Annotated in this window: 22 protein-coding genes; 9 read left to right on the plus strand and 13 right to left on the minus strand. The window is 61.7% G+C overall.

The window, feature by feature from the left end; genetic code table 11:
- Position 1: 1 nt before the first annotated feature.
- The 5 genes from ihfA to IV89_RS08045 all read right to left on the minus strand — a co-directional run bounded on the left by ihfA (position 2) and on the right by IV89_RS08045 (position 3445).
- The gene (gene ihfA / locus IV89_RS08025; RefSeq protein ID WP_005853794.1) at positions 2 to 304 is read right to left on the minus strand and encodes an integration host factor subunit alpha; all 303 of its coding nucleotides are present in this window, start codon (positions 302 to 304) and stop codon (positions 2 to 4) included.
- Between the two features lie 97 nt (positions 305 to 401).
- Entirely contained in the window at positions 402 to 1373 is a 972-nt protein-coding gene (locus IV89_RS08030; RefSeq protein WP_037944395.1) for a beta-ketoacyl-ACP synthase III, read from the minus strand.
- Positions 1370 to 2446: a phosphate acyltransferase PlsX gene (plsX, locus tag IV89_RS08035; RefSeq protein ID WP_037944394.1), complete on the minus strand. Its 1077-nt coding sequence runs from the start codon at positions 2444 to 2446 to the stop codon at positions 1370 to 1372. Before plsX ends, IV89_RS08030 begins: the two co-directional genes overlap by 4 nt.
- 42 nt (positions 2447 to 2488) lie before the next feature.
- Complete coding sequence (gene rpmF, locus IV89_RS08040; RefSeq protein ID WP_005853791.1) at positions 2489 to 2695, minus strand: 50S ribosomal protein L32; 207 nt, start codon at positions 2693 to 2695, stop codon at positions 2489 to 2491.
- A 195-nt stretch (positions 2696 to 2890) separates the two neighbouring features.
- Entirely contained in the window at positions 2891 to 3445 is a 555-nt protein-coding gene (locus IV89_RS08045; protein WP_074634824.1) for a DUF177 domain-containing protein, read from the minus strand.
- 91 nt (positions 3446 to 3536) lie between these two features.
- On the opposite strand from IV89_RS08045, the gene bamE reads away from it, so the two are divergent.
- The 3 genes from bamE to IV89_RS08060 all read left to right on the plus strand — a co-directional run bounded on the left by bamE (position 3537) and on the right by IV89_RS08060 (position 6656).
- The gene (bamE, locus tag IV89_RS08050; protein WP_037944392.1) at positions 3537 to 4001 is read left to right on the plus strand and encodes an outer membrane protein assembly factor BamE; all 465 of its coding nucleotides are present in this window, start codon (positions 3537 to 3539) and stop codon (positions 3999 to 4001) included.
- Between the two features lie 9 nt (positions 4002 to 4010).
- Positions 4011 to 4760, plus strand: coding sequence for a GNAT family N-acetyltransferase (locus tag IV89_RS08055; protein WP_081858791.1), 750 nt, complete (start codon positions 4011 to 4013; stop codon positions 4758 to 4760).
- 84 nt (positions 4761 to 4844) lie between these two features.
- A complete protein-coding gene (locus IV89_RS08060) occupies positions 4845 to 6656 on the plus strand; it encodes an ATP-binding cassette domain-containing protein (protein ID WP_037944390.1) in 1812 nt (603 codons plus the stop codon).
- Between the two features lie 42 nt (positions 6657 to 6698).
- Here IV89_RS08060 and tyrS read toward each other — a convergent pair whose 3' ends face one another.
- Positions 6699 to 7949 carry a tyrosine--tRNA ligase gene (gene tyrS, locus IV89_RS08065; protein ID WP_037944389.1) on the minus strand — a complete coding sequence of 417 codons (1251 nt, stop codon included), beginning with the start codon at positions 7947 to 7949 and terminating at the stop codon, positions 6699 to 6701.
- Between the two features lie 65 nt (positions 7950 to 8014).
- Between tyrS and IV89_RS08070 the strand changes: the two genes are divergently transcribed.
- Both IV89_RS08070 and IV89_RS08075 read left to right on the plus strand, forming a co-directional pair.
- Positions 8015 to 9160, plus strand: a complete 1146-nt coding sequence (locus IV89_RS08070; protein ID WP_037944388.1) for an anhydro-N-acetylmuramic acid kinase — start codon at positions 8015 to 8017, stop codon at positions 9158 to 9160.
- Positions 9161 to 9493: 333 nt separating this feature from the next.
- The gene (locus IV89_RS08075) at positions 9494 to 10174 is read left to right on the plus strand and encodes a hypothetical protein (protein ID WP_037944387.1); all 681 of its coding nucleotides are present in this window, start codon (positions 9494 to 9496) and stop codon (positions 10172 to 10174) included.
- 90 nt (positions 10175 to 10264) lie between these two features.
- Here the strand turns inward: IV89_RS08075 and eno are convergent, their stop codons facing one another.
- A complete protein-coding gene (eno, locus tag IV89_RS08080) occupies positions 10265 to 11542 on the minus strand; it encodes a phosphopyruvate hydratase (RefSeq protein WP_009824746.1) in 1278 nt (425 codons plus the stop codon).
- 69 nt (positions 11543 to 11611) lie between these two features.
- Positions 11612 to 12481: a DMT family transporter gene (locus IV89_RS08085; protein WP_037944386.1), complete on the minus strand. Its 870-nt coding sequence runs from the start codon at positions 12479 to 12481 to the stop codon at positions 11612 to 11614.
- 134 nt (positions 12482 to 12615) lie between these two features.
- Here IV89_RS08085 and IV89_RS08090 point away from each other — a divergent pair, with 134 nt between their 5' ends.
- Both IV89_RS08090 and IV89_RS08095 read left to right on the plus strand, forming a co-directional pair.
- Entirely contained in the window at positions 12616 to 13659 is a 1044-nt protein-coding gene (locus IV89_RS08090; protein WP_037944385.1) for an AbrB family transcriptional regulator, read from the plus strand.
- A 317-nt stretch (positions 13660 to 13976) separates the two neighbouring features.
- Entirely contained in the window at positions 13977 to 15278 is a 1302-nt protein-coding gene (locus IV89_RS08095) for a DEAD/DEAH box helicase (RefSeq protein ID WP_005853776.1), read from the plus strand.
- A 161-nt stretch (positions 15279 to 15439) separates the two neighbouring features.
- Here the strand turns inward: IV89_RS08095 and IV89_RS08100 are convergent, their stop codons facing one another.
- From IV89_RS08100 to IV89_RS08115, 4 genes are all read right to left on the minus strand, one after another.
- Positions 15440 to 16675, minus strand: coding sequence for a multidrug effflux MFS transporter (locus tag IV89_RS08100; RefSeq protein ID WP_005853775.1), 1236 nt, complete (start codon positions 16673 to 16675; stop codon positions 15440 to 15442).
- 90 nt (positions 16676 to 16765) lie between these two features.
- Positions 16766 to 17248, minus strand: coding sequence for an adenylyltransferase/cytidyltransferase family protein (locus IV89_RS08105; protein WP_037944384.1), 483 nt, complete (start codon positions 17246 to 17248; stop codon positions 16766 to 16768).
- 115 nt (positions 17249 to 17363) lie between these two features.
- The gene (locus tag IV89_RS08110; protein ID WP_009824740.1) at positions 17364 to 18005 is read right to left on the minus strand and encodes a DsbA family oxidoreductase; all 642 of its coding nucleotides are present in this window, start codon (positions 18003 to 18005) and stop codon (positions 17364 to 17366) included.
- The gene (locus IV89_RS08115) at positions 18002 to 19516 is read right to left on the minus strand and encodes a class I adenylate-forming enzyme family protein (protein ID WP_037944383.1); all 1515 of its coding nucleotides are present in this window, start codon (positions 19514 to 19516) and stop codon (positions 18002 to 18004) included. The genes IV89_RS08110 and IV89_RS08115 overlap by 4 nt, the downstream gene beginning before the upstream one ends.
- Before the next feature lie 64 nt (positions 19517 to 19580).
- Here IV89_RS08115 and IV89_RS08120 point away from each other — a divergent pair, with 64 nt between their 5' ends.
- The gene (locus IV89_RS08120; RefSeq protein ID WP_037945035.1) at positions 19581 to 20204 is read left to right on the plus strand and encodes an XRE family transcriptional regulator; all 624 of its coding nucleotides are present in this window, start codon (positions 19581 to 19583) and stop codon (positions 20202 to 20204) included.
- Positions 20205 to 20295: 91 nt separating this feature from the next.
- On the opposite strand, the gene IV89_RS08125 is transcribed toward IV89_RS08120, so the two are convergent.
- Positions 20296 to 22014 carry an extracellular solute-binding protein gene (locus tag IV89_RS08125; protein ID WP_037944382.1) on the minus strand — a complete coding sequence of 573 codons (1719 nt, stop codon included), beginning with the start codon at positions 22012 to 22014 and terminating at the stop codon, positions 20296 to 20298.
- Positions 22015 to 22436: 422 nt separating this feature from the next.
- On the opposite strand from IV89_RS08125, the gene IV89_RS08130 reads away from it, so the two are divergent.
- Positions 22437 to 23210, plus strand: coding sequence for a 3-hydroxybutyrate dehydrogenase (locus IV89_RS08130; RefSeq protein ID WP_198005506.1), 774 nt, complete (start codon positions 22437 to 22439; stop codon positions 23208 to 23210).
- The last annotated feature ends 54 nt before the right edge of the window (positions 23211 to 23264 follow it).

Consider the following 23264-nt stretch of genomic DNA (forward strand, 5'->3'; position numbering starts at 1 on the left):
GTTATCGCTTGTTCCCGTCTGCAACCCGGTCCTTCATCAGATGGGACGGGCGGAATGTGAGCACGCGGCGCGGGTTAATCGGGACCTCTTCGCCGGTTTTGGGGTTCCGGCCAACGCGGGCCGACTTGTCGCGCACCGAGAAAGTACCGAAAGATGAAATCTTGACCTGTTCGCCTTTGACCAGCGCGTCGGACATATGTTCAAGCACCGCTTCGACCAGCTGTGCGCTTTCATTGCGGGAAAGACCTACTTCACGAAAGACTGCTTCGCTCAAATCCATCCGGGTCAACGTTTTGTCGGCCATATCTTCCCCCCATGTGTTTTAAGCAGCATAGGCTGTGATTTTTCCGCAAGTCAACAACTATGGGGCGTAACGTGCTGTTCGCGCGAAGAAAAGCCGCTTACCAGCGCAGAACGATCGCGCCCCAGGCCAGCCCGCCGCCGATCGCCTCGGTGACCAGAAGGTCGCCTTTCTTGATCTGGCCGCGCTCTTGCCCGACGGAAAGGGCCAGCGGAATCGACGCGGCAGAGGTGTTGCCGTGGTCTTGAACCGTCACGACGACGTTATCCATCGACAGGTTCAGCTTTTTGGCAGTGCCTTGAATAATACGGATATTCGCCTGATGCGGGACGATCCAGTCGACGTCCTCTGCGCTGACGCCGGCACGGTCCATCGCTGTGTTTGCCGACGCGGCGAGCTTTTCAACCGCGTGGCGGAAGACCTGATTCCCCTGCATGCGCAGATAGCCGGTCGTGCCCGTGCTGATGCCACCGTCGACATACAGCAAGTCTTTGTAGCGCCCGTCCGAATTCAGATCGGTGGAGAGGATACCGCGGTCGGCTGCGGTGCCGTCGCCGTCTTGCGCTTCAAGCAGGATCGCGCCGGCACCGTCACCGAACAACACGCTGGTGCTGCGGTCGGTCCAGTCCATGATTTTCGAGAACGTCTCGGAGCCGATGACCAGCACACGGTCAGCCTGACCCGAGACGATCAGCGCGTTGGCATTGGCCAGCGCATAGACAAAGCCCGCGCACACAGCCTGTACATCAAAGGCAAAGCCGCGCTCCATCTCGAGCTGCGCCTGCACCATCGTTGCGGCAGAGGGGAAAGTCAGATCGGGGGTAGAGGTGGCGACAATCACCGCATCCACATCGGCGGCTGTCTTGCCCGCGTCGGCCAGTGCGGCCTTGGCGGCAGCTGTGGCCATGGTCGACGTGGTTTCGCCTTCGCCGACAAAGTGACGCCGTTCAATGCCAGAGCGTGACCGGATCCATTCGTCACTGGTGTCGATCTTGCCTTCAAACTCTGCGTTTTCGACAATGCGTTCCGGAAGGTAGTGTCCGGCACCAATTACGACGGCTCTTTTTGTCATTCTTCGGTCTCTTTCGTCGGCTTCGCTGCGGCAACACGCGCAGCCAACCGATTTGTAAATTCACTTTCCGCTAATCGCGCGGCCAGTTTGATCGCCGAGGAAACCCCCGTAGCGTCAGCGGCACCGTGGGATTTAACGACCGTGCCGTTCAACCCCAAAAACACACCGCCATTCACACGGCGCGGGTCAAACCGTTTGCTGACGCGGCGCAGCGAGGTATAGGCCAGCAGCGATGCCGCGCGGGACCAGATCGAATTCTTGAACGCTTGGCGCAGGCCATTGCCGATCAGCGTCGCGGTGCCTTCACCGGTCTTGATCGCAATATTACCTGTAAATCCATCGGTGACGATCACATCTGCGACATCACCCGAGATATCGCCGCCTTCAACGAAACCGACAAATTCAAAACCCGCGTCATCCGCGGCGTCGCGAATCAACTCGTGGGCTTCTTTCAGCTCGGTCCGGCCTTTGTGTTCTTCGGTGCCGACATTCAGCAACCCGATGCGCGGGCGTTCGATGTCCATGCCGTTGCGGGCGTAGGATTTGCCCATCAGCGCATAGCGCAACAGGTCATCGGCATCCGCACGCACATCCGCACCCACATCCAGCAGAACGTTAAAGCCCTGAGGGTTGGTAGAGGGATAGAGCACAGCGATGGCAGGGCGGTTCACACCCGGCAGCTTTTTCAGGCGGATCATCGACAGCGCCATCAGCGCGCCGGTGTTCCCGCAGCTGACCGCGACCGAGGCTTCGTTATCGCGCACGGATTCGATGGCGGACCACATCGATGTGTCCTTGCCATTGCGCACGACATTACTGGGCTTGTCATCCATTGTGACAACCCCTTGGGCATCCCGAATGGTGCAGCGCCCTTTCAGTTCGGGCCGCTTTGCCACCAGCGGTTCCAGCGTTTCGGCAGGGCCGTGCAGGATAAAGCTGATATCGGGATTTTTTAGCGCGGACGCAGAGCACCCGGCAACAACGATTGCCGGGCCCTGATCGCCCCCCATCGCATCAACTGAGATAAGGGTGCGCTGAGTTCTCGCGCTAGGCTGATCGGACGTGGCCGTCATCTGGTGCGATGCCTCTTATGAACTGCGGTTGACGTGACGAGCTTACGCCGCGTCTTCGTCGAGGTCGATCTCTTCGTTCAGAGAAACAACTTCGTTGTCGTCATAGTGACCGCATGCTGCGCAAACGTGGTGCGGGCGCTTCAGCTCACCACAGTTGGAGCATTCGTTCGGGTTCGCTGCAGTCAGCGAATCGTGTGCGCGGCGGTTGTTGCGACGCGATTTGGAAACTTTATTCTGTTGGACAGCCATGTCTGGTGCCTTTGCCTTCGGGGTCGTTCATCGGCTTCCTGCCAAAGACGACCGTGTTTCAGATCAACTCCCGGTTTGGGCGTGACGTGCGTTTAGGCCGAAGCCTATCCGATGTCCAACCTTAATTGGGGTGAAGGGCGCAAAATACTGCGAAAACCCGCCGAAGCAACCCTTTTTTCACCCAAACCAGCAGGGTTATTCGGTGGTATCGTCCTTAAGCTGGTTCTTGAGGCCGGCCAGCCCCGCAAAGGGGCGGGCGTCTTCGTCGGTCATCGGGGTGTCGCCGGGTTTGGTATAGACCGCTTGCCCCAGTTCGGCCCCGTCGGCGCGGGGATATTCGGGAATCTCAAGCGCCAGCGCTTCGATCATGATGGCCGCGGGATCAATCCACGCGCCAAGCGGTTCGGTGCGATCATCCTCGGGCATCTCGACCTCGGCTTCCTCGGGTTCTTCGTAATCCTGCACGAAAAGCCGTGTGACATCGACGTCGATCCGCGTCTGTACTGGCTCCAGCGTCACCACGCAGGGCTGCACCACAGTGGCCCCCAGACGCGCCTTGAGTTCCCAATCGCTGCGACCAAGCGCTTTGAGACGCCCTTCGAATGAAAGTTTACGTAAGGCTGAAAGATCAAGTTCTTCTGCGATCATCCGCAAGCTGTCGGCGTCGGGACGCAGGGAGAAAGGGGTTTGCGCATTCTGCGACAGCTCTGCGACGCGCAATGCTGTGGGGCTTGGGGGCGTGCGAGACATGTTAGGGGTACTTTCGTTTCTTGAACCATGGGGCGTGCTTAGTGTATGCGAGATAAAAGCCATGATCCCCAAGGGCAAGAGGGCACCAAGAATGCGTATCGACCGCCATGTCAAAAAGACACTGCTGACCGCCACAGTTCTCGCTGCTGGTCTGACGCTTGGGGCCTGCTCCCCGCAATACTCCAACCACGGCTATATCCCGCCGCAAGAGGATCTTGAGAAGATCACCGTGGGCCAGGACACACGCGACACCGTGGCCGAAACCGTGGGCGTGCCTGCGTCGGCAGGGTTGCTGACCAATTCGGGGTATTACTATGTCCGGTCGCGCCGTCAGGCGATGTGGTTCATGGCCCCGCGCGAGACAGAGCGCGAAGTTGTCGCTGTCAGCTTTGACAGCAACGGGGTGGTGCAGAACGTCGAACGTTTCGGGCTGGAGCGTGGCAATGTCGTCACCCTTGACCGCCGCGTCACCAGCTCGCCGATCTCGGATAAATCCTTTATCCGCCAGCTTCTGGGCAACATTGGCCGCTTGAACCCTGCGGCGCTGGCTGGCTAGGGCAGGCCCGTGACGGTGCCGGAGGGTGCTGTGATCAAGCCGCTTTTACGCGGTCCTTACCGCGCCTATTGTGCCATCACAGCCGAGGATATCGAGGCCGCGCAAGCCTTGCGCGCGCGGGCCTTTGGGCTGGTCCAGCCGCGCGATATCGACGGGTTTGATGCGCAAAAGCATCATATCCTCGTACGGCATCAAGGCAGCGGTGACCTGCTGTGCTGCTACCGGATCGGGCTGATGGGGGGCGCGTCGCTGGATCAAAGCTATGCCGCGCAATTCTACGATCTGACCAAGCTTACATATTTCCCCGGCGCGATGATGGAGCTGGGGCGGTTCTGTCTGGCCCCGGGAGTCACAGACCCGGATGTCGTGCGCATGGCCTGGGCCGCGCTGGCGCAGTTTGTGGACGCCCATACGGTCGCGTTGCTCTTTGGGTGTACCTCCTTCAAGGGCACAAATCCGGCACCCTATAGCGATGTCATGGCGCTTTTGCACAGCCGCCACCTTGCGCCCCTGCACTGGCAGCCGCAGGTCAAGGCCCCCGATACGGTGGGCTTTGTGGAACGGAGGTTGGACAAACCGGCCGAGAAAGCCGCGCTACAAATGCTGCCGCCGCTGCTGCGGAGCTATCTGATGATGGGGGGCTGGGTGAGCGATCATGCGGTGATCGACCACCAGATGAACACGCTGCATGTGTTTACCGGCCTCGAAATCGCGGCGATCCCCGAGGGGCGTAAGCGCCTGCTGCGCGGTGCCGCCTAAGAGTTTCATGCCTTCGGCGAGGATTTTAGCCCATTTGGAAGAGGGGTCATTGACGCTGACGCGGCGCGGCGCTAGCTGGCTGTCATGGCACGCGCACCCCTATTACAAGTTAACGAGATCTCGCTGACATTCGGCGGAGATCCCGTATTCGAAGACATGTCCCTTGTGGTTCAATCCGGCGACCGACTGGCGCTGGTGGGCCGGAACGGGTCAGGTAAATCCACTTTGATGAAGGTCATGGCCGGATTGGTCGAAGCCGACAGCGGCGACGTGATCGTCGGGCCCGGCGTTTCGGTAGGCTATATGGAGCAAGACCCGGATCTGACCGGATTCGAGACTTTGGGCGACTTCGCGGCCCATGGCTTGGACCCGTCCGAGATGTACAAGGTCGAACGCGCCGGAGAAGGGTTGAAATTTGACCCCGCGCGCCCTGTCAGCACCGCATCCGGCGGGGAACGTCGCCGCGCGGCATTGGCGCGTCTGATGGCCTCCGAGCCCGAGCTGATGCTGCTGGACGAGCCGACGAACCACCTGGATATCGAAGCGATCCGCTGGCTTGAAGACGAGCTGAAAGCGACGCGGGCCGCTTTTGTGATTATCTCTCACGATAGGGCGTTTCTGCGTGAGTTGACCCGTGCGACGCTCTGGGTCGACCGCGGTGTTGTGCGCCGGCAGGACATCGGCTTTGGCGGGTTTGAAGCCTGGCGCGACCAGATGTGGGAAGAAGAGGACATGCAGCGCCACAAGCTGAACCGCAAGATCAAGGCGGAGGCACGGTGGGCTGTCGAAGGTATTTCGGCGCGGCGCAAGCGCAACCAGGGCCGCGTGCGCGCCCTGCAAGACCTGCGGGCCGAACGCGCCAGCCAGATCAAACGTCAGGGCACCGCCGCCATGGCGCTGGAAGCGGGGCCGAAGTCGGGCCGTAAGGTGGTCGAGGCTATGGGCATCACCAAGGCCTTTGGCGACAAGACGATTCTACGCCCCTTCGACATCACGATCCAGCGGGGGGATCGGATCGCCTTGGTCGGGCCGAATGGTGTGGGCAAGACGACGTTGCTGAATATGCTGATCGGGAAAGAACAGCCCGACGGGGGCGAGATCAAACAGGGTACCAATCTTGAGATCGCGCTGTTCGACCAGGCGCGCGCGCAGCTTGATGGCGATATGTCGCTGTGGGACAGTCTGACCGGCGATCCGGAAATGCGTGTATCGGGCAAGGCGGACCAGATTTTGGTGCGCGGGCAGCCGAAACATGTGGTTGGGTACCTGAAAGAATTCCTGTTCGACGAGGGGCAGGCCCGTGCGCCCGTGCGGTCCTTGTCGGGGGGCGAAAAGGCACGGTTGCTGCTGGCCAAGATCATGGCGCGCTCCAGCAATCTCTTGGTGCTTGACGAACCGACCAACGATCTGGATGTCGAAACCCTTGATCTGATGCAGGAGCTGCTGTCGACCTATGATGGCACCGTGCTGCTGGTCAGCCACGACCGTGACTTCCTTGACCGCGTTGCCGCGACCACCATTGCGATGGAAGGTGACGGCAAGGCGACCGTCTATGCGGGCGGTTGGACGGATTATCTGGCGCAGCGCCAGCAGGATGATTTTGACCAAAGCGTCGTCGCCAAATCAAAGCCCGGGGCGAAATCCGAAAAGCCCAAAGCGGCGCAGCAATCGGGCCTGAGCTTTACCGAGAAGCACCGGCTAGAGGCGCTGCCCGCCGAGATTGCGCGACTGGAAGCCGAAATCGCGAAGCTGGAAGAGTTGATGAGCGACCCGACGCTCTATTCCGACAATCCGGTGAAATTCCAGAAAGCGACCGATGCCTTGGTCGAGCGGAATGAAAAGCTGCAGGACGCAGAGGCCGAGTGGCTGATGCTGGAAGAAAAAGCCGAAAGCTGAAGGGGGCAGGGCGACCCGCCCCCCTCGCATACTGTGGGGGGCTTAGCCCAGTTGTACCAGCGCGTGGCGTTTCTTGCCCGCGCTAAGCTTGATCGGTGTGGCCAGCGTGGCGGCATCGACCATCAGCCCTGCGTCTGTCAGCGGTTCGTCATTATAGCGGGCACCGTTTTCGGTGATCAGACGTTTTGCCTCTTTGCCCGAACCGGCCAGACCGGATTTCACGATCAACTGCACGATAGAGATGCCGTCGCCGATATCCGCCGCGCTGAGCGTCAGGGTGGGTAGGTCATCGCCGACGCCGCCTTTTTCGAATACTTCGCGTGCCGTGGCTTCGGCGTTCTTTGCGGCTTCGGCACCGTGCAGCAGGGTCGTGACCTCGTTCGCCAGAATGATCTTGGCCGCGTTGATGTCGGAGCCTTCCAGTGCGCCCAGACGGTCGCATTCCTCGACCGGTAGTTCGGTGAAGATCTTGAGAAACTTGCCCGTATCCGCATCGGTGGTGTTGCGCCAGAACTGCCAGAACTCGTAAGGCGACAGCATGTCCCCGTTCAGCCAGATCGCGCCGCCTTGGGATTTGCCCATTTTGCGGCCGTCGCTGGTGGTGAGCAAAGGCGTGGTGAGGCCGAAAATCTCTTGATCCAGCACGCGGCGGGTCAGGTCGATCCCGTTGACGATATTACCCCATTGATCCGAGCCGCCCATTTGCAGCAAACAGCCATAGCGGCGGTTGAGTTCAAGGAAGTCATAGGCCTGCAAGATCATGTAGTTGAATTCGAGGAAGGACAGCGACTGTTCCCGATCAAGACGGGATTTGACGCTTTCGAACGACAGCATCCGGTTCACGCTGAAATGCCGCCCGATGTCGCGCAGGAATTCGAGGTAGTTCAGATTGTCCAGCCATTCAGCATTGTTCAGCATGATCGCGTCACTGTCGCCGTCACCGTAGGACAGGTATTTCTCGAACACCTGCTGCATGCCGGCGATATTGGCGTCGATGGCGGCGTTGTCGAGCAGGGGGCGTTCATCCGACCGGAAGGACGGGTCGCCCACTTTGGTGGTGCCGCCGCCCATCAGGGTGATCGGTTTGCCGCCGCATTTCTGCAACCAGCGCAGCACCATGATATTCATCAGATGCCCCACATGAAGGGATTTCGCTGTCGCGTCATAGCCGATATAGGCAGGCACAGCCCCGTTCATCAGCGCGTCATCAAGGCCCTGATAGTCCGTACAATCGGCGAGAAAGCCGCGCTCCATCATGATGCGGATGAAATCGGATTTGGGGTGGTATGTCATGGTGCTTGCCCTCAGCTTGGGTGGTGGTGCACTCTATAGGTGCTGAGCAGACAAAGGAAAAGGCCATGAATAAGGCCCAAGGGGCAAGAACCCCGACACGGATCGCGAAAACAGGCCCGCTGCGGGCCGCAGGCGCGATGAGCGGCACCTCGCTCGACGGGGTGGACGTCGCGGTGATCGAGACGGACGGCCGCGATATCATGGGCTTCGGCACGTCGAGCTACCGCAGCTATTCAGCCGAGGAACGCCGCACCATCGCGGCCGGTTTCGGCAAATGGTCAGGGCCAGAGGTGGCGGCGGCGACGCAGGTGGTGGAGGCAGCGCATATCGATGCCCTCGGAGCGTATACCGATGTCGATCTGATCGGCTTTCACGGGCAGACGCTGGCCCATGCGCCGCGCATACAGGGGACGTTGCAGGTGGGCGACGGTGCCGCGCTGGCGGATCATCTGGGGCTGCCCGTCGTGTGGGATTTCCGCAGCGCCGATGTGCATCTGGGCGGAGAGGGCGCACCGCTCGCGCCGTTTTTTCACCACGCCTGCGCCCGCTATGCGGGGCTGACGGGGCCGGTGGCCTTTTTGAATCTTGGCGGGGTGGGGAACCTGACCTGGGTGGATCCGGCGATCCCCTTGCCCGAGGCGGAGGGGGCGCTGCTGGCTTTCGACACGGGGCCCGCGAATGCACCCATCAACGATCTGATGCAGGCGCGTCTGGGGTTGCCCTTTGACGAGGGCGGCAAGACCGCGTCGCGCGGGCAGGTAGAGACCGGCGCGCTTGAGCTGTTTCTGGCCGAGCCCTATTTCGCACGGATGCCCCCCAAGTCGCTAGACCGGAACGATTTTGACGAGATGGTCGCGCTGGTGACTGAACTGTCGGACGCAGATGCCGCCGCGACGCTGACGGCCATGTGTGCCGCTGGCGTGGCCGAAGCAATGCAGCATTGTCCGCGTTTGCCCGATCGTGTGCTGGTCACCGGGGGCGGGCGGCACAACCCTGTGTTGATGAAGATGCTCAGCGTCAGTCTGGATTGTCCGGTCATGCCGATAGAAGAGATCGGGCTCGACGGTGATATGCTGGAGGCGCAGGCCTTCGGATATCTTGCCGTGCGGGTGGCGCGCGGGCTGCCGACCTCTTGCCCCGGCACCACGGGGGTGCGGGCTGCGGTCGGGGGCGGCACCGTCAGCATGCCGACGGAGGCGATCAGCGTTTAGAATAAGGCCCTTTGATGGGTGGCGCGCCAGCGTATCGTCGCCCTTGTGACCTGCGTTTTTCGCTGGACAGGACGTGTTGCGGCGTGAGTCGCCTGTTAGAATTTCGCGCTATGGTCGTACGTATTCTTCGTTTCTCCCGAATAGGTTAGCTACGCGCCGCGGGTTTCTGGCGCGGCAAAGGGCTGTTGCCCGCTTGCATAGCGGCGTTCCGTAAACAGTCTGTTTCCTTGCTTGGGATCGGAGTGGTTCTACCTTGAATTGTACTACCTCAGAACGGTGGCGCATAAAGTGGGGGCTTTGCTTGCGCCGTTCCTTTTCAAAAGGAGAATGACCATGACGAGTATGTTTCTTAAAAACGCCGCAACTTCGGTTGCAACGGTATTCATCGCCACGTCGGCCTTTGCGCTGGATGTCGGCGTCGGTGCCAGCGTGGGCGGTATTGGCGCGGGCGTAGGGGCCAGTGCCGGCCATGGGTCCGCCGCGGATGTCGGTGTTGGTGTGGGCGCGGGCAGCGTCGGCGCGGGGGCGGGTGCCTCTGTCGGTGGCGGTTCGGTTGCTGATGCGGGCGTAGGTGCCTCTGTCGGCGGCGTGGGCGCTGGTGTCGGGGCCTCGGTTGGCGGGGGTTCCGTCGCGGGCGTTGGCGTGGGTGTCGGCAGCACCGGCGGGTCCAACAGCGGCGGCGGCACGACGACCGACGACAGCGGAACGACCGGCAGCGCGACTGCCGCGGTATCGCGCAGTGTCAGCGGCGATGTGACCCGCGCCGCGGCCTCTGTCCCGATCACGGCGGCATTGGGCGCTACGGTCATGACCACCGACCGCGAGGTCGTCGGTATGATCGAAGACGTGCGCCCGTCGACGCAAGGCAAATTCGTGGCCACCATCCGGATGAACGTGGCCTTTGGCGCGCAGCCGCGGACGATCCAGATCAAGATGCCGATGCTGAAAAGTGACACGGATATGATCCGTGTGGGCTTTACCAAGTCGGGCCTGTTGCGTCAGATCCAAAGCTGACACTGGACGCGACACCGCAAGCACAAAAAAAAGCGCGCCTTGATCGGGCGCGCTTTCGTATCTTCGGGCGGGGCGAACTGCCCCCCGTAATCAACCTTTCAGAATCGAACGACCGGCGTATTCCGCTGTCACGCCAAGCGATTCCTCGATGCGGATCAGCTGGTTGTATTTCGCCAACCGGTCGGACCGCGCGAGCGAGCCCGTCTTGATTTGACCGCAGTTCGTCGCAACAGCAAGATCCGCAATCGTCGCGTCTTCGGTCTCGCCCGAGCGGTGGGACATCACGTTGGTAAAGCCCGCACGATGCGCCATGTCGACCGCTTGCAGCGTCTCGGACAGGGTGCCGATCTGGTTGACCTTGACCAGCATGGAGTTGGCAGACCCCCGTTTGATGCCTTCGGCCAGACGTTCGGGGTTGGTCACGAACAGATCGTCGCCCACCAGCTGGATCTTGTCACCCAGACGGTCGGTCAGCAGTTTCCAGCCATCCCAATCGTCTTCGGACATGCCGTCTTCGATAGAGATGATGGGGTAATCGGCGCAGAGGGCCGCCAGATAATCCACATTCTCGGCGCTGGTCAGGGTTTTCCCTTCTCCAGAAAGGACATAGCTGCCGTCCTTGAAGTATTCCGTTGCCGCACAATCCAGCGCGAGGTAGATTTCCTCGCCCGGTTTGTAGCCTGCTTTTTCGATGGATTTCAGAATGAAATCAAGCGCATCGCGGGTGGAGCTGATGTTGGGTGCGAAGCCGCCTTCGTCGCCGATACCGGTGGACAGACCTGCGGCCGAAAGCTCTTTCTTCAGCGTGTGGAACACCTCGGAGCCCATGCGCACCGCGTCGCGGATATTCTCTGCCGCGACGGGCATGATCATGAATTCCTGAATGTCGATCGGGTTATCCGCGTGCTCGCCCCCGTTGATGATGTTCATCATCGGCACGGGTAGCATGCGCGCAGAGGTGCCGCCCACATAGCGGTAGAGCGGCTGCGAGCAATAATCAGCCGCGGCCTTCGCCGTCGCGAGGGAGACGCCCAGAATGGCGTTGGCCCCCAGACGCGACTTGTTGTCGGTGCCGTCCAGCTCGATCATCGTGCCGTCAATCTCGACCTGCTCTGTCGCGTCGATGCCGACCAGCGCATCCGCGATCTCGCCATTGACCGAGGCGCAGGCTTCCAGAACGCCCTTGCCCATATAGCGCTTTTGGTCGCCATCGCGACGCTCTACCGCCTCATAGGCACCGGTGGATGCGCCAGAGGGAACGGCCGCACGGCCCATGGTGCCGTCTTCAAGCGTCACATCGACTTCGACCGTGGGGTTGCCCCGGCTGTCAATGATTTCGCGGGCGTGGATGTCGATGATCGTGCTCATAAGGGGCTATCCTTTTGCAGATGACAATTGCGCAGCGGTTTAGCGCGCCGGGGGGAGGATGGAAAGTGTTCAGGCCTGTTCTTTGACCTTTCGCTCACGCCATACCGTATAGATGCCCGAGGCAACAATGATGGTTGCGCCAACATAGGTCAGCAGATCGGGGCGTTCGCCAAAGATCGTGATGCCCACAACCATCGCGAACAGCAGGCGCGCATAGCGGAACGGTGTGACAAAGCTGATTTCACCGATACGCATGGCCGCGACGATGCCGTAATAGGCGACCATGCCGGTTGTCAGCGCGGCCCCCATGAACAGCCATTGCACCCCCGACATCGGCGCAAAAGCCGTGCCCGTGCCCAGCATGAAAAGCAGGCTTGCAGGGACCAACGCCAGAAACGCAAGGAACGACAGCTGGAACGTAGAGGTCGATTTCGGCACCCGCCGCGTCGCCAGATCACGCAAGGACAGCCCCAGCACCCCAAGCACCGCCAGCAGGGACAGCGCCTGAAAGCTGTCCATCCCGGGGCGGATCACCAGCAAGACGCCCAGCATACCAACCAGAATAGCGCTCCACCGGCGCCAGCCGACGGGATCGCCCAGAAACAGCGCCGCGCCTAGGGTCACCACCAGCGGTGTCGCCTGCAAGATGGCCGAGGCAGAAGAAATCGGCGTCAGCACAATGGCCGATACAAACCCCAAGGTGCCGACGATCTCGCCCAAGGCGCGCAGCAGGATCGGGCGGGTCAGCATCGCGCGATCCATCAAGGGTTCGCCCTTCATCACCACCATCGCACCATAGCAAAGCGCGCCACCGGTCCCGAGCATAAAGATAATCTGCCCGATCGGGATATCCGTCCCGATCAGCTTGATGAACATGTCCTCAATGGCAAAGCCCAACATCGACAGCACCATGATCAAAGCGCCGCGCAGATTGTCCATATCCTATTCCTTCATACAATCGTTCTAAAATTCCGTCAGTGGATGCATGTCCCTTTGTCGGGGGATGTGCAAGCCTCGCGGCGCATCCCGTGACGGGGCTGGTGGCGGAAGGGACCAACTGCTAGCACAAGCGTATGAAATGGCCGCGCCCCCCGTCTGATACGCTTACGACCGTTTTCACCGTCTGTATCGGCGCGGTGGGGGCCGGTATCGGCTGGCTGCTGAACGCGCCGATCTACATGCTGCTGGGGCCTGCGGTGCTGGTGTCGCTGGCCGGTCTGGCGGGCGGGCGCATGGGGGTGTCGCTGCCGCTGCGCAACATCTGCTTTGTCGTCATTGGCCTGTCGGTGGGGGCAGGGTTTGACCAGAACGCGGTCGATGCCATGCTGCGCTGGCCGCTGGCTTTTGTAGGGATGGCCGTGCTGGTCTGGGCGATGCTGGTGCTCAGCCGGTGGCTGCTGGCGCGGTTCTTTGGCTTTGACCGTCGTGCAGCACTGCTGGCTTCGGCCCCCGGACACCTCAGCTTTGTGCTGGCGATGGCGGCCGATGGCGGGGATAATGTGGTGCGTATCTCGACCACGCAGTCGGTGCGGCTGTTGTCGCTCACGCTGGTGGTGCCCTTTGTCGCACTGGCGATGGGGGTTGATCTGGGCGGGTCCATCGTGCCCGACGGCCCCGTTATGGGCGGGGTGACATTGCTGGTGATGGCGGTGCTATCCGTCGGGGCAGGGGTGCTGCTGGGGCGCATCCGGGTGCCCGCGCCGATGTTGATCGGGCCGATGCTGGTGTCATCGCTTGCGCATGTGACAGGGCTCGCCCCCGGTGTGCTGCCCCTGTGGCTGGTGATGCCCGCCTATGTGGTGCTCGGCGCCTTGATCGGCACGCGGTTCTCCGGCGTGCGGCTTGACGATCTGACCAAGGGGCTTGCCGCAGGGCTGGCTGTGACCTGCCTTGCCGTGGGGTTGGCCCTGCTGGGGGCGATCCCGGTCGCTATGGCGCTTGGCATGCCGCTGGCGCATATCCTTGTGGCCTTTGCGCCCGGTGGGTTCGAGACCATGATCGCCATGGGCAGCGTGCTGGGGATCAGCCCGGGTTTCGTCGCCGCTTGCCACATGATGCGCCTGTTCATCCTCAGCGCTGTGCTGCCGCTGATGCTGGCGCGCAGCACCCCGCGCTAGGCTATCTTTCACAGCACCGTTGACTTTGCCGCCCAAACAGCCCATCTGGGGCGCAAGCGATGCCTTCTGCCGCGTGAGCAGACCAGCCCTTGACCTGTCGACCTAAAATCGTCGCGTCTTATGACAGCTGAACAAAAGGCCGCCGATGTTCCCAAAATCACGCGTGGGGCCAAGCGCAACAGACAGGGTGTTGGCACTAGGCTGCCCCCTGCGATCTGCTTTGCGTCCCTCGCGGTTTCCCTGCATCGACGGGGCCCGCGTGATTGCTATGGCGGGAAGGGGCTTTGCCCCGCATCCCGCGGAAAGACGACAAAACGATGAGCGATTTTGAAATGATGGGCCTGCCGCGCCGTCTGGTCAAAGCCTTGACCAACATGGGCATGACCGATCCGACCCCGATCCAGAAACAGGCGATCCCCCACGGGATGAATGGCCGCGACGTGATGGGGCTGGCACAGACCGGCACCGGCAAGACCGCTGCCTTCGGTATCCCGCTGGTGGCCCAGATGCTGGAACGCGAAGCCCGCCCCGAGCCGCGCACCGTGCGTGGGCTGGTGCTGGCCCCGACCCGCGAGCTGGCCAACCAGATCATGGAGAACCTCAAGGGGTTCTGCGAAGGCACCCAGTTGAAAACCATGATGATTGTCGGCGGCCAGTCGATCAACCCGCAGATCAAACGGATGGAGCGCGGCGTCGACCTGCTGGTGGCCACTCCCGGGCGCTTGCTGGACCTGATGGACCGCCGCGCGGTGCTGCTGCACAAAACCACGTTCCTTGTGCTGGATGAAGCGGACCAGATGCTCGACATGGGCTTCATCCACGATCTGCGCAAGATTGCGGCGGTGCTGCCGAAAGAGCGTCAGACGATGCTCTTTTCGGCAACCATGCCGAAACTGATGAACGAGATCGCCAACAGCTACCTCAACAGCCCGATCCGCATCGAAGTCTCGCCTCCGGGCAAGGCGGCGGATAAGATCACCCAAGAGGTGCATTTCATCGCCAAGGCGGAAAAGAAATCCCTGCTGATCGAACTGCTTGGCAAACACACCGAGGAACGCGCCCTGGTGTTCGGGCGGACCAAACACGGCTGTGAAAAGCTGATGAAAGATCTGGTCAAAGCCGGTTTCAAAGCCGCATCGATCCATGGCAACAAAAGCCAGGGTCAGCGGGACCGCGCCATCGAATCCTTCAAGAAAGGCGAGGTCACTGTGCTGGTGGCAACGGATGTCGCCGCCCGCGGTTTGGATATTCCCGACGTGAAGCACGTCTACAACTACGAGCTGCCCAATGTGCCCGACAACTATGTCCACCGTATCGGCCGGACCGCGCGCGCGGGCAAAGACGGGGCGGCGATCGCTTTCTGCGCGCCGGATGAAATGGGCGAGCTGAAAGATATCCAGAAGACGATGAAAATCTCGATCCCCGTGGCCTCCGGCCGTCCGTGGGAAGCGATTGACGAACCCGCCAAGCCAAAGGGTCGCGGCGGACGCGGTCGTGGTCGCGGTGGTCGCCCCGGTGGCGGTGGCGGCAACGGGGGCGGTGGCAATGGCGGCGGTGCGGGCAAACCCGCCGGTGCCGCGCGGCGTCGTCGCAAGCCAGCCGGGCAGCGCGCCGCATAAGCGCGCAGGTATCAACGCACGATCAAAAGGGGCACCGCCATCAGCGGTGCCCCTTTTTGTTACCTCTCTCTAAAGCGCCTTGGTCCGCGCTTCCAAATGGCTCTAAATCCTCGCCCGAAGGGCGAAACCGGCACCACCAGCCACCACGTGGTGGCTCAGCCCTATTCCGCGGGGTCTGCTGCCGCCTGCCGGTTGACCCGCGCCAGAAGCAGCATCAGCGCAAAGGCGAGTGTCGCCAGCGTCAGTACCGCGCCGATCAGCGGGGTGATCGTGCCGTTGAACATCAACCCGATGGGCGAGGCGAGCATGGCAGCCATCACCGTCGACACCGCCCCGATGACCGACGCCGCCATGCCGGCGATGTGGCCCAAAGGCTCCATCGCCAGCGCGTTGAGGTTGCCCATCACCAGCCCCACCTGAAAGAACAGCGACGCCTGCCACATCAGGAAAAAGACAAAGCCATAGGGCTCGGGCAGATCGCCCAGACCAAGACCCAGCATCAGGCCCGACAATACGATCTGCAGGCCAAGCGCAAGGATCACGATCCGCTGCATCCCCAGCCGGACGACCAGCAGCGCGTTCAGCAGGCTCGACGTCCCCGAGATCAGCGCCGCGACGCCAAACCAGAAGGGGAAGCTCTCGGCGCGGTCATAGACTTGGTCGTAAATGGGTTGCACCAGCATCAGCGTCGAGAACAAGAACCCCATCACCAGCGTCTGCACCGTGATCGACAGACACACCATCGGGTTGCTGAAAATCTCTTTCACCGCGTTCCACAGCAGGCCGATCTGCAAAGGTCGACGCTTGGGCTTGGGCAGGGTTTCGGGCAGGCGGAGCATGGCCCAGACCACACAGGTTGCCGAGAAAACGATGAATGACAAGAATACGCCACGCCAATCGGACAGGGCGATGATCACAGCCCCCATCGCAGGGGCAAAGGCGGGCACGACGACAAAGATCATCATCACGAAAGACATGATCTTGGCCATCTGCCGGCCCGAATAAAGGTCGCGGATCACCGCAAGCGCCACAACCCGAGGGCCCGCAGCCCCCACGCCCTGCACGACCCGCGCGATCAGCATCACCTCAAGCGATTGGCTTAGCCACGCCACCACAGCCCCCGAGATATAGATCGCAGACCCGAGGTAGATGATATTCTTGCGCCCGAAAGCGTCCGACAGCGGGCCGGTGACAAAAGTGCCCATCCCCATCCCCAGAATAAAGGCGGTCACAATCAGCGGGACTTTGGTCATATCCAAGGGCGACAGCTCTGCGCCGATCTCGGGCAGGGCAGGCAGCATTGCATCGGTCGAGAAAGCAATGATTGCAAACATCATCGCAATCAGCGCCACAAACTCGGGGCGGCTCATGTTGATGTCGGGGCGGTCGTCGGTCATCCATCGGCTCCATCGTGACGGTGGGCCGCAGGGCGCAGCCTATGGTGTTCATAAGGCTGCCTTACAGATAGTGCAATCGGCGTCGCGCCGTCAGCTGGCTCGGGCGCGCTGGCGCGGCTCTGTCTCGCGGGTGGTCACCGGCAAACGCAATACCTGAACGATCTCGTCTAGTCCCGACACCGGCAGGGGAAGATGCGCGGGCAGGGCCAATACCGAGACGTTGTAATTCACGATATCGCTGCGCACCTGATCCCATGTCTCAAGCGGAATGACCCGCGAGACATAGCGGCACCGCTCCAGCACTGCACGGCGGGCGGCAAAGCCCAGATGCGCCGGACGCCCCGCACGTTGACAGAACTGTTCGCTCTGGCAGCCGACGACCAGATCGCGGCCCATACGGGCCAACTGCCGTAGCCAGTCGGCGTGACCGGTGTGGAATCCGTCGAACCCGCCATAGGTCAGGATCGTCCGCGTGATTGGCGTGGAGGGTGTGAAGCTGGACGGGCGCGCCGCCGGTGAAACCACCGTCGCCCGCCCGCGTCCCATGAAGGGAAAGGGGATATCGTATTTCATGCTGCCCGCTCGATCTGGATAGGGGTCTTTGCCCCTTTATCCGATTGATTCTAGGCGGGTTTCAGCACAAAGGCAAAGCCTTTCTGCCCCATATCGCCAGCGCGGGCGCGTGGCCTCAGCCTTCGTTGCGCAGCTCGGCCAGTACTTTCTTCCAAAGCTCAGGTGGCTGCGCGCCCGGCACCGCGTGACGCCCGCCCACAATAAAGGTCGGGACGGAGTTGATGCCCATCTCGCGGCTGTGCGCATCTCGTTTGCGGATGTCTTCCATATCCTCATCCGTCGCCAATAGACGCGTCACAACAGATGCATCCATCTCGATCCCGTCGGCGATATCGGCGAGCACCTCGGCATCGCCAATATCGCGCGCATCAACAAAATAGGCTTTGAACAACGCCGATACCGCAGCGGTTTGGCGCCCTTCGATCCCAGCCCAATGGATCAACCGATGGGCGTTCAGCGTGTTGGGGGTGCGCTGCATCGCCTCGAAGTTGATCTTGAGACCGGCTTTCTCGGCATGTTCCACCACAGGGGCATAGGCCCGCACCGCACCTTCCTTGCCACCGAATTTGCCTTCCAGATAGGCACGGCGGTCCATCCCTTCGGCAGGCATGTCGGGGTTAAGCTGGAACGGGTGCCATTCGATCGCGAAAGGGTGGTCCGGCTCGCTTTCCAGTGCGCGGTCCAGATGGGCCTTGCCGATATAGCACCAAGGGCAAATCGGGTCGGACATGATATCAAGCTTGATCGTCTGGGTCATCGTTGTGCCTCATAGGCTGCACGCAAGGACCGGCGCAGCAGTTTGCCATTCGCGCCCATCGGCAGCTCTGGCAGGTGGATGAAAAGGCGCGGCTGCTTGTAGCGCGCCATGTTGTCTTGTGCATAAAGTGCCAGCGCGGCCTCGTCCAGCGGGCTATCGGCGGTATAGAAGGCCGCGATCACGGTCACGTCGGGTTTAACCTCGACCTCCGCCGCGCCGACAGCATGGATGCCGGGGAATTTGGCGAGGGTTTGTTCCACTTCGATGGGCGAGACACGGAACCCGCCCGCGTTCATCATATCGTCATTGCGCCCCAGATAGGTGATCTGCCCATCGTTGCCCATGACGCCCTGATCGCCCGTCAGGAACCAGTCACCCTGATATTTCTGGGCCGTTTGATCCGGCGCGCCAAGATAGCCGAGCATCAGCCCCGGGTCGCTTCTGTGGATCGCGATGGTGCCCTCTTGGCCGATCTCTACTGGGCCTTCCGTCCCGATCAACGCGATGCGACGCCCGTCCTGAGGCTGGCCCAATGTGCCGGCCCGCGCCGGACGGTCGGGAGAGGCGGAGAGGAAGGTCGAACATTCCGACATACCGTAGGCCTCGAAAATCGGCGTGCCGCTGGCAGCCTCCCATGCCCGGGCAAAGGCCGAGGGTAGCTTTTCCCCCGCGCTCAACCCGTGGCGCAGGCTTGGCACGTTGATCCGGTCGTGGCGTTTCAGGATCTGACGGTACACCCCCGGTGCGGCTGCAAAAAGGCTCGCCTCATGCCGCGCCATCAAGGCAGGGAGATCCGCAGGAGCCACGCCCGCAGCCGGGATCAGGGCGGTGGCACCGGCGGTCCAGGGGTCCATCAGGCCGGTCCCCAGCGTATAGGTCCAATTGAACGCGCCTGCATGCATGACCCGATCCTCGGGCTTCAGATCATACCAGCCGCGCACCATCATCTGCCGCGCCCAGATGGCGCGATGTGCGTGCATCACCGCGCTCGGCCGGCCCGACGTGCCAGAGGTATAGATGATATAGCCCAGCCGGTCGGGGTCTCCCATATGCCAGGGGGCCGCGGGCAAATCGCGCATGGACCTGAGCTGGGCCAGATCAACGGTGGTGTCATTCGGCGGGCAGGGCACGGCGGGATCGCGCAAGATCGCCTTGGGCGCGAGGGTGGCGATGATCGCGGCGACCTCCGGTTCTGTCAACGCGGCGGCGGTGGGGACAGGCACCAAGCCTGCGGCCAGCGCGCCCAGATAGGCCAGCGGGAAATCCACAGTATTGCCAAGGCGCATCAGCACGATGTCCCCCGGGCGCAGCCCCATGCCCAGCAACCCCGTCGCGGTGCCGCGCACGGCGGCCTCAAGCTGGTCGAAACGCCACGCCTCAACGCGATCGGCCCCGACAATGGCAAGCGCCGTCTTGTCGCCCAAATCGGCGGCGCGGCCCAGAACATGGGCGGCAAGATTGAACGGGGCGGGGCAAGGCGCAAAGCCGGAGGACGCAGAGACGGACAGCATGCCCAATCGCTACCCCGCGCGCAGCAGCGTTGCAAGCGCTCCGGCGCGGCGCTATAGCCAGCGCATGACGCAAGACGGCCCGAAATCCATGATCCAGATCGCCCGCGAAAGCGGCGAGACGGAAACCGCCCCGCCTGTTGATCTGGGGGCGCGCGTGCGCGAGCTGCGCAAGGCGCGCAACTGGACGCTGGAGCAAGCCGCCAATCAGGCCGGACTGGCCCGTTCCACGCTCAGCAAGATCGAGAACGGCCAGATGTCGCCCACCTATGAGGCGCTGAAAAAGCTTGCCGTGGGGTTGGAAATCTCGGTGCCACAGCTCTTTACGCCCCCCTCGGCAGGGCAGATCAACGGGCGCATGGCGGTCACCAAATCGGGCGAGGGGGCGGCCAAGGCGACGACCACCTACGAGCACATGATGCTGGCCGATACGCTGCGCAAAAAGCAGATGCTGCCCTACCGCGCGCGGATCCGTGCCCGCCGGATGGATGAATTCGACGGCTGGGTGCGCCACGACGGGGAAGAGTTCCTTTACGTGCTGACCGGCGTCATCACCCTATACACCGAATTCTACGAACCCGTCGAAATGCGCCGCGGCGACAGCGCCTATTATGATGCGACGATGGGGCATAACGTCGTCTCTACCAGCGATGAGGACGCCACGATCCTTTGGGTCACATCGCTCACCTAACCGACGGGCCCGCGCTTCATTTTGCCAAATAAACTCTCCCCGAAGGGCCGCTACGCCACAGGCACCGCCGCCTGATACCTACACGCGTCGCTTACTGGGCCGGTTCAATCCACCAGACCTCGGGCATATAATTCGGACCGTCGCCATACAGCGGCACGTGGGAGGGGTATTTCAACGCTGCGACATGGGCGATGCGGTCTTCGGTGAACTGCCAGAACGGGATGACATAGCGCCCGGCGGTCAGCACGCGATCCAGCGCGCGGGTGGCGGCGGTGAAATCCTCGGCGCTGCTGGCCCCGACCATCGTATCGATCATCGCGTCGATGGCAGGGGATTTCACCCCCATCAGGTTGCGGCTGCCTTCCTGATCGGCTGCCTCCGACCCCCAGTAATAGCGTTGTTCGTTGCCCGGGCTCAGCGAGAGGGCGCGGCGGAAGATGGCCATGTCAAAGTCGAAGGCCGCGTTGCGCGCGACGAATTGCGCGTCATCCACAGCGTCCACGCGGGCAGTGATGCCCAGACGGGCCAGCGCCTGGATATAAAGCTCGGCAATGGCGATATTCTCGCTACTACCTTTGGACAGCAGGATGCTGAACGACAAGGGTTGCCCGTCAGGCCCCCGCATGGTGCCGCCATCGGCGCTGTATCCCGCATCGGCCAACGCGCCCATGGCGCGGCGGATGCCCGCGCGGTTGCGGGCGGATCCGTCGGACACGGGTAGCGCATAGCCGTCAAGCGCGCCGGCGGGCAGGTCATCAGCAAAGGGGGTCAACAACTCGGCCACGCGGCCGGTGGCAGGGCCGTCTTGCATCGCCAGCGGAGAGTTCGAGAAATAAGAGGTAATGCGCGGTTGCGCCCCGCCGGTCAGCGTCTCGTTGATATACTCGAAGTTAAAGGCCGCGATCAGCGCCTCGCGCACACGGATGTCGTCAAAGGGCGCGCGGCGGGTGTTCATGACCAATCCGGTCATGCCCGAGGGTTTGCTATGGGCGAAGGTGGATTTGACCACATCACCGCGCTGCACGGCGGGGAAGTCATATTGCGTCGCCCAGCTTTCGGCGTTGAATTCGCGCAGGGCGGAAATCTCTCCGGCCTTGAACGCCTCGAACAACACATTCGCGTCGCCATAAAAGTCGAGCTTTATCTCGTCGATGTTATGGGTGCCTTTGCGAAACGGCACATCCTTGCCCCAGTAGTTAGGGTTGCGCGTCAGGGTGACCTGTTTGCCCGCCTTATAATCGCTGACCACATAGGGGCCGGAGCCGAGCGGTATCTCCGCCAGCGGGGCGTTGGCGAAATCGCGGCCCTCCCATTGCGCCTTGCTCAGGATCGGGCGCATCCCTGCCAGCAGGGCCAGCTCTCGGTTATCGGTGTTGAACTCCATCTTAACGCTGCGCGGACCGGTCTGGGCGATGCTGTCGATCTGGGCATAAAGCCCGTGGTAGCGCGGGTGGCCCTCGGTGCCGAGCATGTCGTAGCTAAAGATCACATCTTCGGGGGTGACCGGACTGCCATCAGAGAAGCGCGCCTCGGGTCGCAGGGTGAATTCGACCCAGGACCGGTCCTCCGGGACCTCAATCGATTCGGCCAAAAGCCCGTAAAGCGCGAAAGGTTCATCCCACGAACGGCCCATCAGGCTTTCATGGGTAAAGAACGGCAATTGCCACGGAGAGGTGCCCTTGCGCACGAAGGGATTGAGGCTGTCAAACCCGCCGGTGTTGCCCAGAACGATCGCGCCGCCTTGGGGTGCGTCCGGGTTGGCATAGGACAGCGACACAAAATCAGGTGGGAGAGCAGGGTCCCCATACATAGATATACCATGTGCGGGCTCGGCGCGGGCGAATCCACTGAGAAGAATCAGTGAAGAAACAGCTGCAACTGCCCGACAGCTTTGGAAAAATTTAAACGCCATTTTAGCAACAATCCCGCTCTGCCCTTGTTTTATTAGCGTATTCCTTAGCGATGCGGCGGCTACAGTTCAAACTTTAAGCTTGGATTACGGCGGCGAATTGCGTATAACGAACTCACTGCTCGATAGGTTTCTTGCCTGTATGAAACCTGCCTCAATAACTTAACGTCCGCTTCGTGCGGACGTTTTTTTTTGCCCGTGATCCGTCATATGTCCGGGCAGCAGGGGCATTCCGCCGGGGGCGGAATTACCCGTTTCCATTCGTTTCGCAGCCCGCCATGATGCACCTGCAGAAACGCTAGGAGATTTTCATGGCTTACAGCATCGATCTTTCAGGAAAAACAGCAGTCATCACGGGGTCCAATTCCGGTATCGGGCTTGGCATTGCCTGGGCATTGGCGCGGGCAGGGGCGGATGTTGTGCTGAACTCCTTTACCGACCGCGACGAAGACCACGCTATTGCGAAAGACATCGCCACCGAAACCGGCGTGACCGCGCGCTATATCAAGGCGGATATGTCGAAAGCCGAAGAATGCCGCCAGTTGATCACCGATGCAGGGCGCTGCGATATTCTGGTGAACAACGCGGGCATCCAGCATGTCGCGCCGATCCCCAGCTTCCCGACCGAGAAATGGGACGCGATCATCGCCATCAACCTCAGCTCTGCGTTTCATACCACCGCGGTGGCTTTGCCAATGATGCGCGAGGCGGGCTGGGGCCGCGTGATCAACGTCGCTTCGGCCCACGGGCTGACGGCCTCGCCCTATAAATCCGCTTATATTGCGGCCAAGCACGGGATCGTCGGGCTGTCCAAAACCACAGCCCTGGAAACGGCCGAAGACCCGATCACCTGCAATGCCATCTGCCCGGGCTATGTGCTGACCGATATCGTCGAAAAGCAGATCCCTGACACGATGAAAGAATACGACATGTCGCGCGAAGAGGTGATCAAGAACGTCATGCTCAAGCGCCAACCGTCGAAAGAGTTCGCCACGGTCGAACAACTGGGTGGTACCGCGACCTTCCTGTGTTCGGAGGCAGGGGACCAGATCACCGGTACAACGATCAGCGTCGATGGTGGCTGGACCGCCCTGTAATTCAATACCCGTCGCCGCGCGCGGGATACCTCGCGCGCGCCGATTGGCGGAGCG

It is taken from the genome of Sulfitobacter sp. CB2047 (assembly GCF_000735125.2).
Classification (GTDB): Bacteria; Pseudomonadota; Alphaproteobacteria; order Rhodobacterales; family Rhodobacteraceae; genus Sulfitobacter; species Sulfitobacter pontiacus.

What these genes read in the sequence shown, in the direction of transcription:
- ihfA (WP_005853794.1), bottom strand. Translation starts at nt 304, where the DNA reads ATGGCCGACAAAACGTTGACCCGGATGGATTTGAGCGAAGCAGTCTTT.
- IV89_RS08030 (WP_037944395.1), bottom strand. Translation starts at nt 1,373, where the DNA reads ATGACAAAAAGAGCCGTCGTAATTGGTGCCGGACACTACCTTCCGGAA.
- plsX (WP_037944394.1), bottom strand. Translation starts at nt 2,446, where the DNA reads ATGACGGCCACGTCCGATCAGCCTAGCGCGAGAACTCAGCGCACCCTT.
- rpmF (WP_005853791.1), bottom strand. Translation starts at nt 2,695, where the DNA reads ATGGCTGTCCAACAGAATAAAGTTTCCAAATCGCGTCGCAACAACCGC.
- IV89_RS08045 (WP_074634824.1), bottom strand. Translation starts at nt 3,445, where the DNA reads ATGTCTCGCACGCCCCCAAGCCCCACAGCATTGCGCGTCGCAGAGCTG.
- bamE (WP_037944392.1), top strand. Translation starts at nt 3,537, where the DNA reads ATGCGTATCGACCGCCATGTCAAAAAGACACTGCTGACCGCCACAGTT.
- IV89_RS08060 (WP_037944390.1), top strand. Translation starts at nt 4,845, where the DNA reads ATGGCACGCGCACCCCTATTACAAGTTAACGAGATCTCGCTGACATTC.
- tyrS (WP_037944389.1), bottom strand. Translation starts at nt 7,949, where the DNA reads ATGACATACCACCCCAAATCCGATTTCATCCGCATCATGATGGAGCGC.
- IV89_RS08070 (WP_037944388.1), top strand. Translation starts at nt 8,015, where the DNA reads ATGAATAAGGCCCAAGGGGCAAGAACCCCGACACGGATCGCGAAAACA.
- IV89_RS08075 (WP_037944387.1), top strand. Translation starts at nt 9,494, where the DNA reads ATGACGAGTATGTTTCTTAAAAACGCCGCAACTTCGGTTGCAACGGTA.
- eno (WP_009824746.1), bottom strand. Translation starts at nt 11,542, where the DNA reads ATGAGCACGATCATCGACATCCACGCCCGCGAAATCATTGACAGCCGG.
- IV89_RS08085 (WP_037944386.1), bottom strand. Translation starts at nt 12,481, where the DNA reads ATGGACAATCTGCGCGGCGCTTTGATCATGGTGCTGTCGATGTTGGGC.
- IV89_RS08090 (WP_037944385.1), top strand. Translation starts at nt 12,616, where the DNA reads ATGAAATGGCCGCGCCCCCCGTCTGATACGCTTACGACCGTTTTCACC.
- IV89_RS08095 (WP_005853776.1), top strand. Translation starts at nt 13,977, where the DNA reads ATGAGCGATTTTGAAATGATGGGCCTGCCGCGCCGTCTGGTCAAAGCC.
- IV89_RS08100 (WP_005853775.1), bottom strand. Translation starts at nt 16,675, where the DNA reads ATGACCGACGACCGCCCCGACATCAACATGAGCCGCCCCGAGTTTGTG.
- IV89_RS08105 (WP_037944384.1), bottom strand. Translation starts at nt 17,248, where the DNA reads ATGAAATACGATATCCCCTTTCCCTTCATGGGACGCGGGCGGGCGACG.
- IV89_RS08110 (WP_009824740.1), bottom strand. Translation starts at nt 18,005, where the DNA reads ATGACCCAGACGATCAAGCTTGATATCATGTCCGACCCGATTTGCCCT.
- IV89_RS08115 (WP_037944383.1), bottom strand. Translation starts at nt 19,516, where the DNA reads ATGCTGTCCGTCTCTGCGTCCTCCGGCTTTGCGCCTTGCCCCGCCCCG.
- IV89_RS08120 (WP_037945035.1), top strand. Translation starts at nt 19,581, where the DNA reads ATGACGCAAGACGGCCCGAAATCCATGATCCAGATCGCCCGCGAAAGC.
- IV89_RS08125 (WP_037944382.1), bottom strand. Translation starts at nt 22,014, where the DNA reads ATGTATGGGGACCCTGCTCTCCCACCTGATTTTGTGTCGCTGTCCTAT.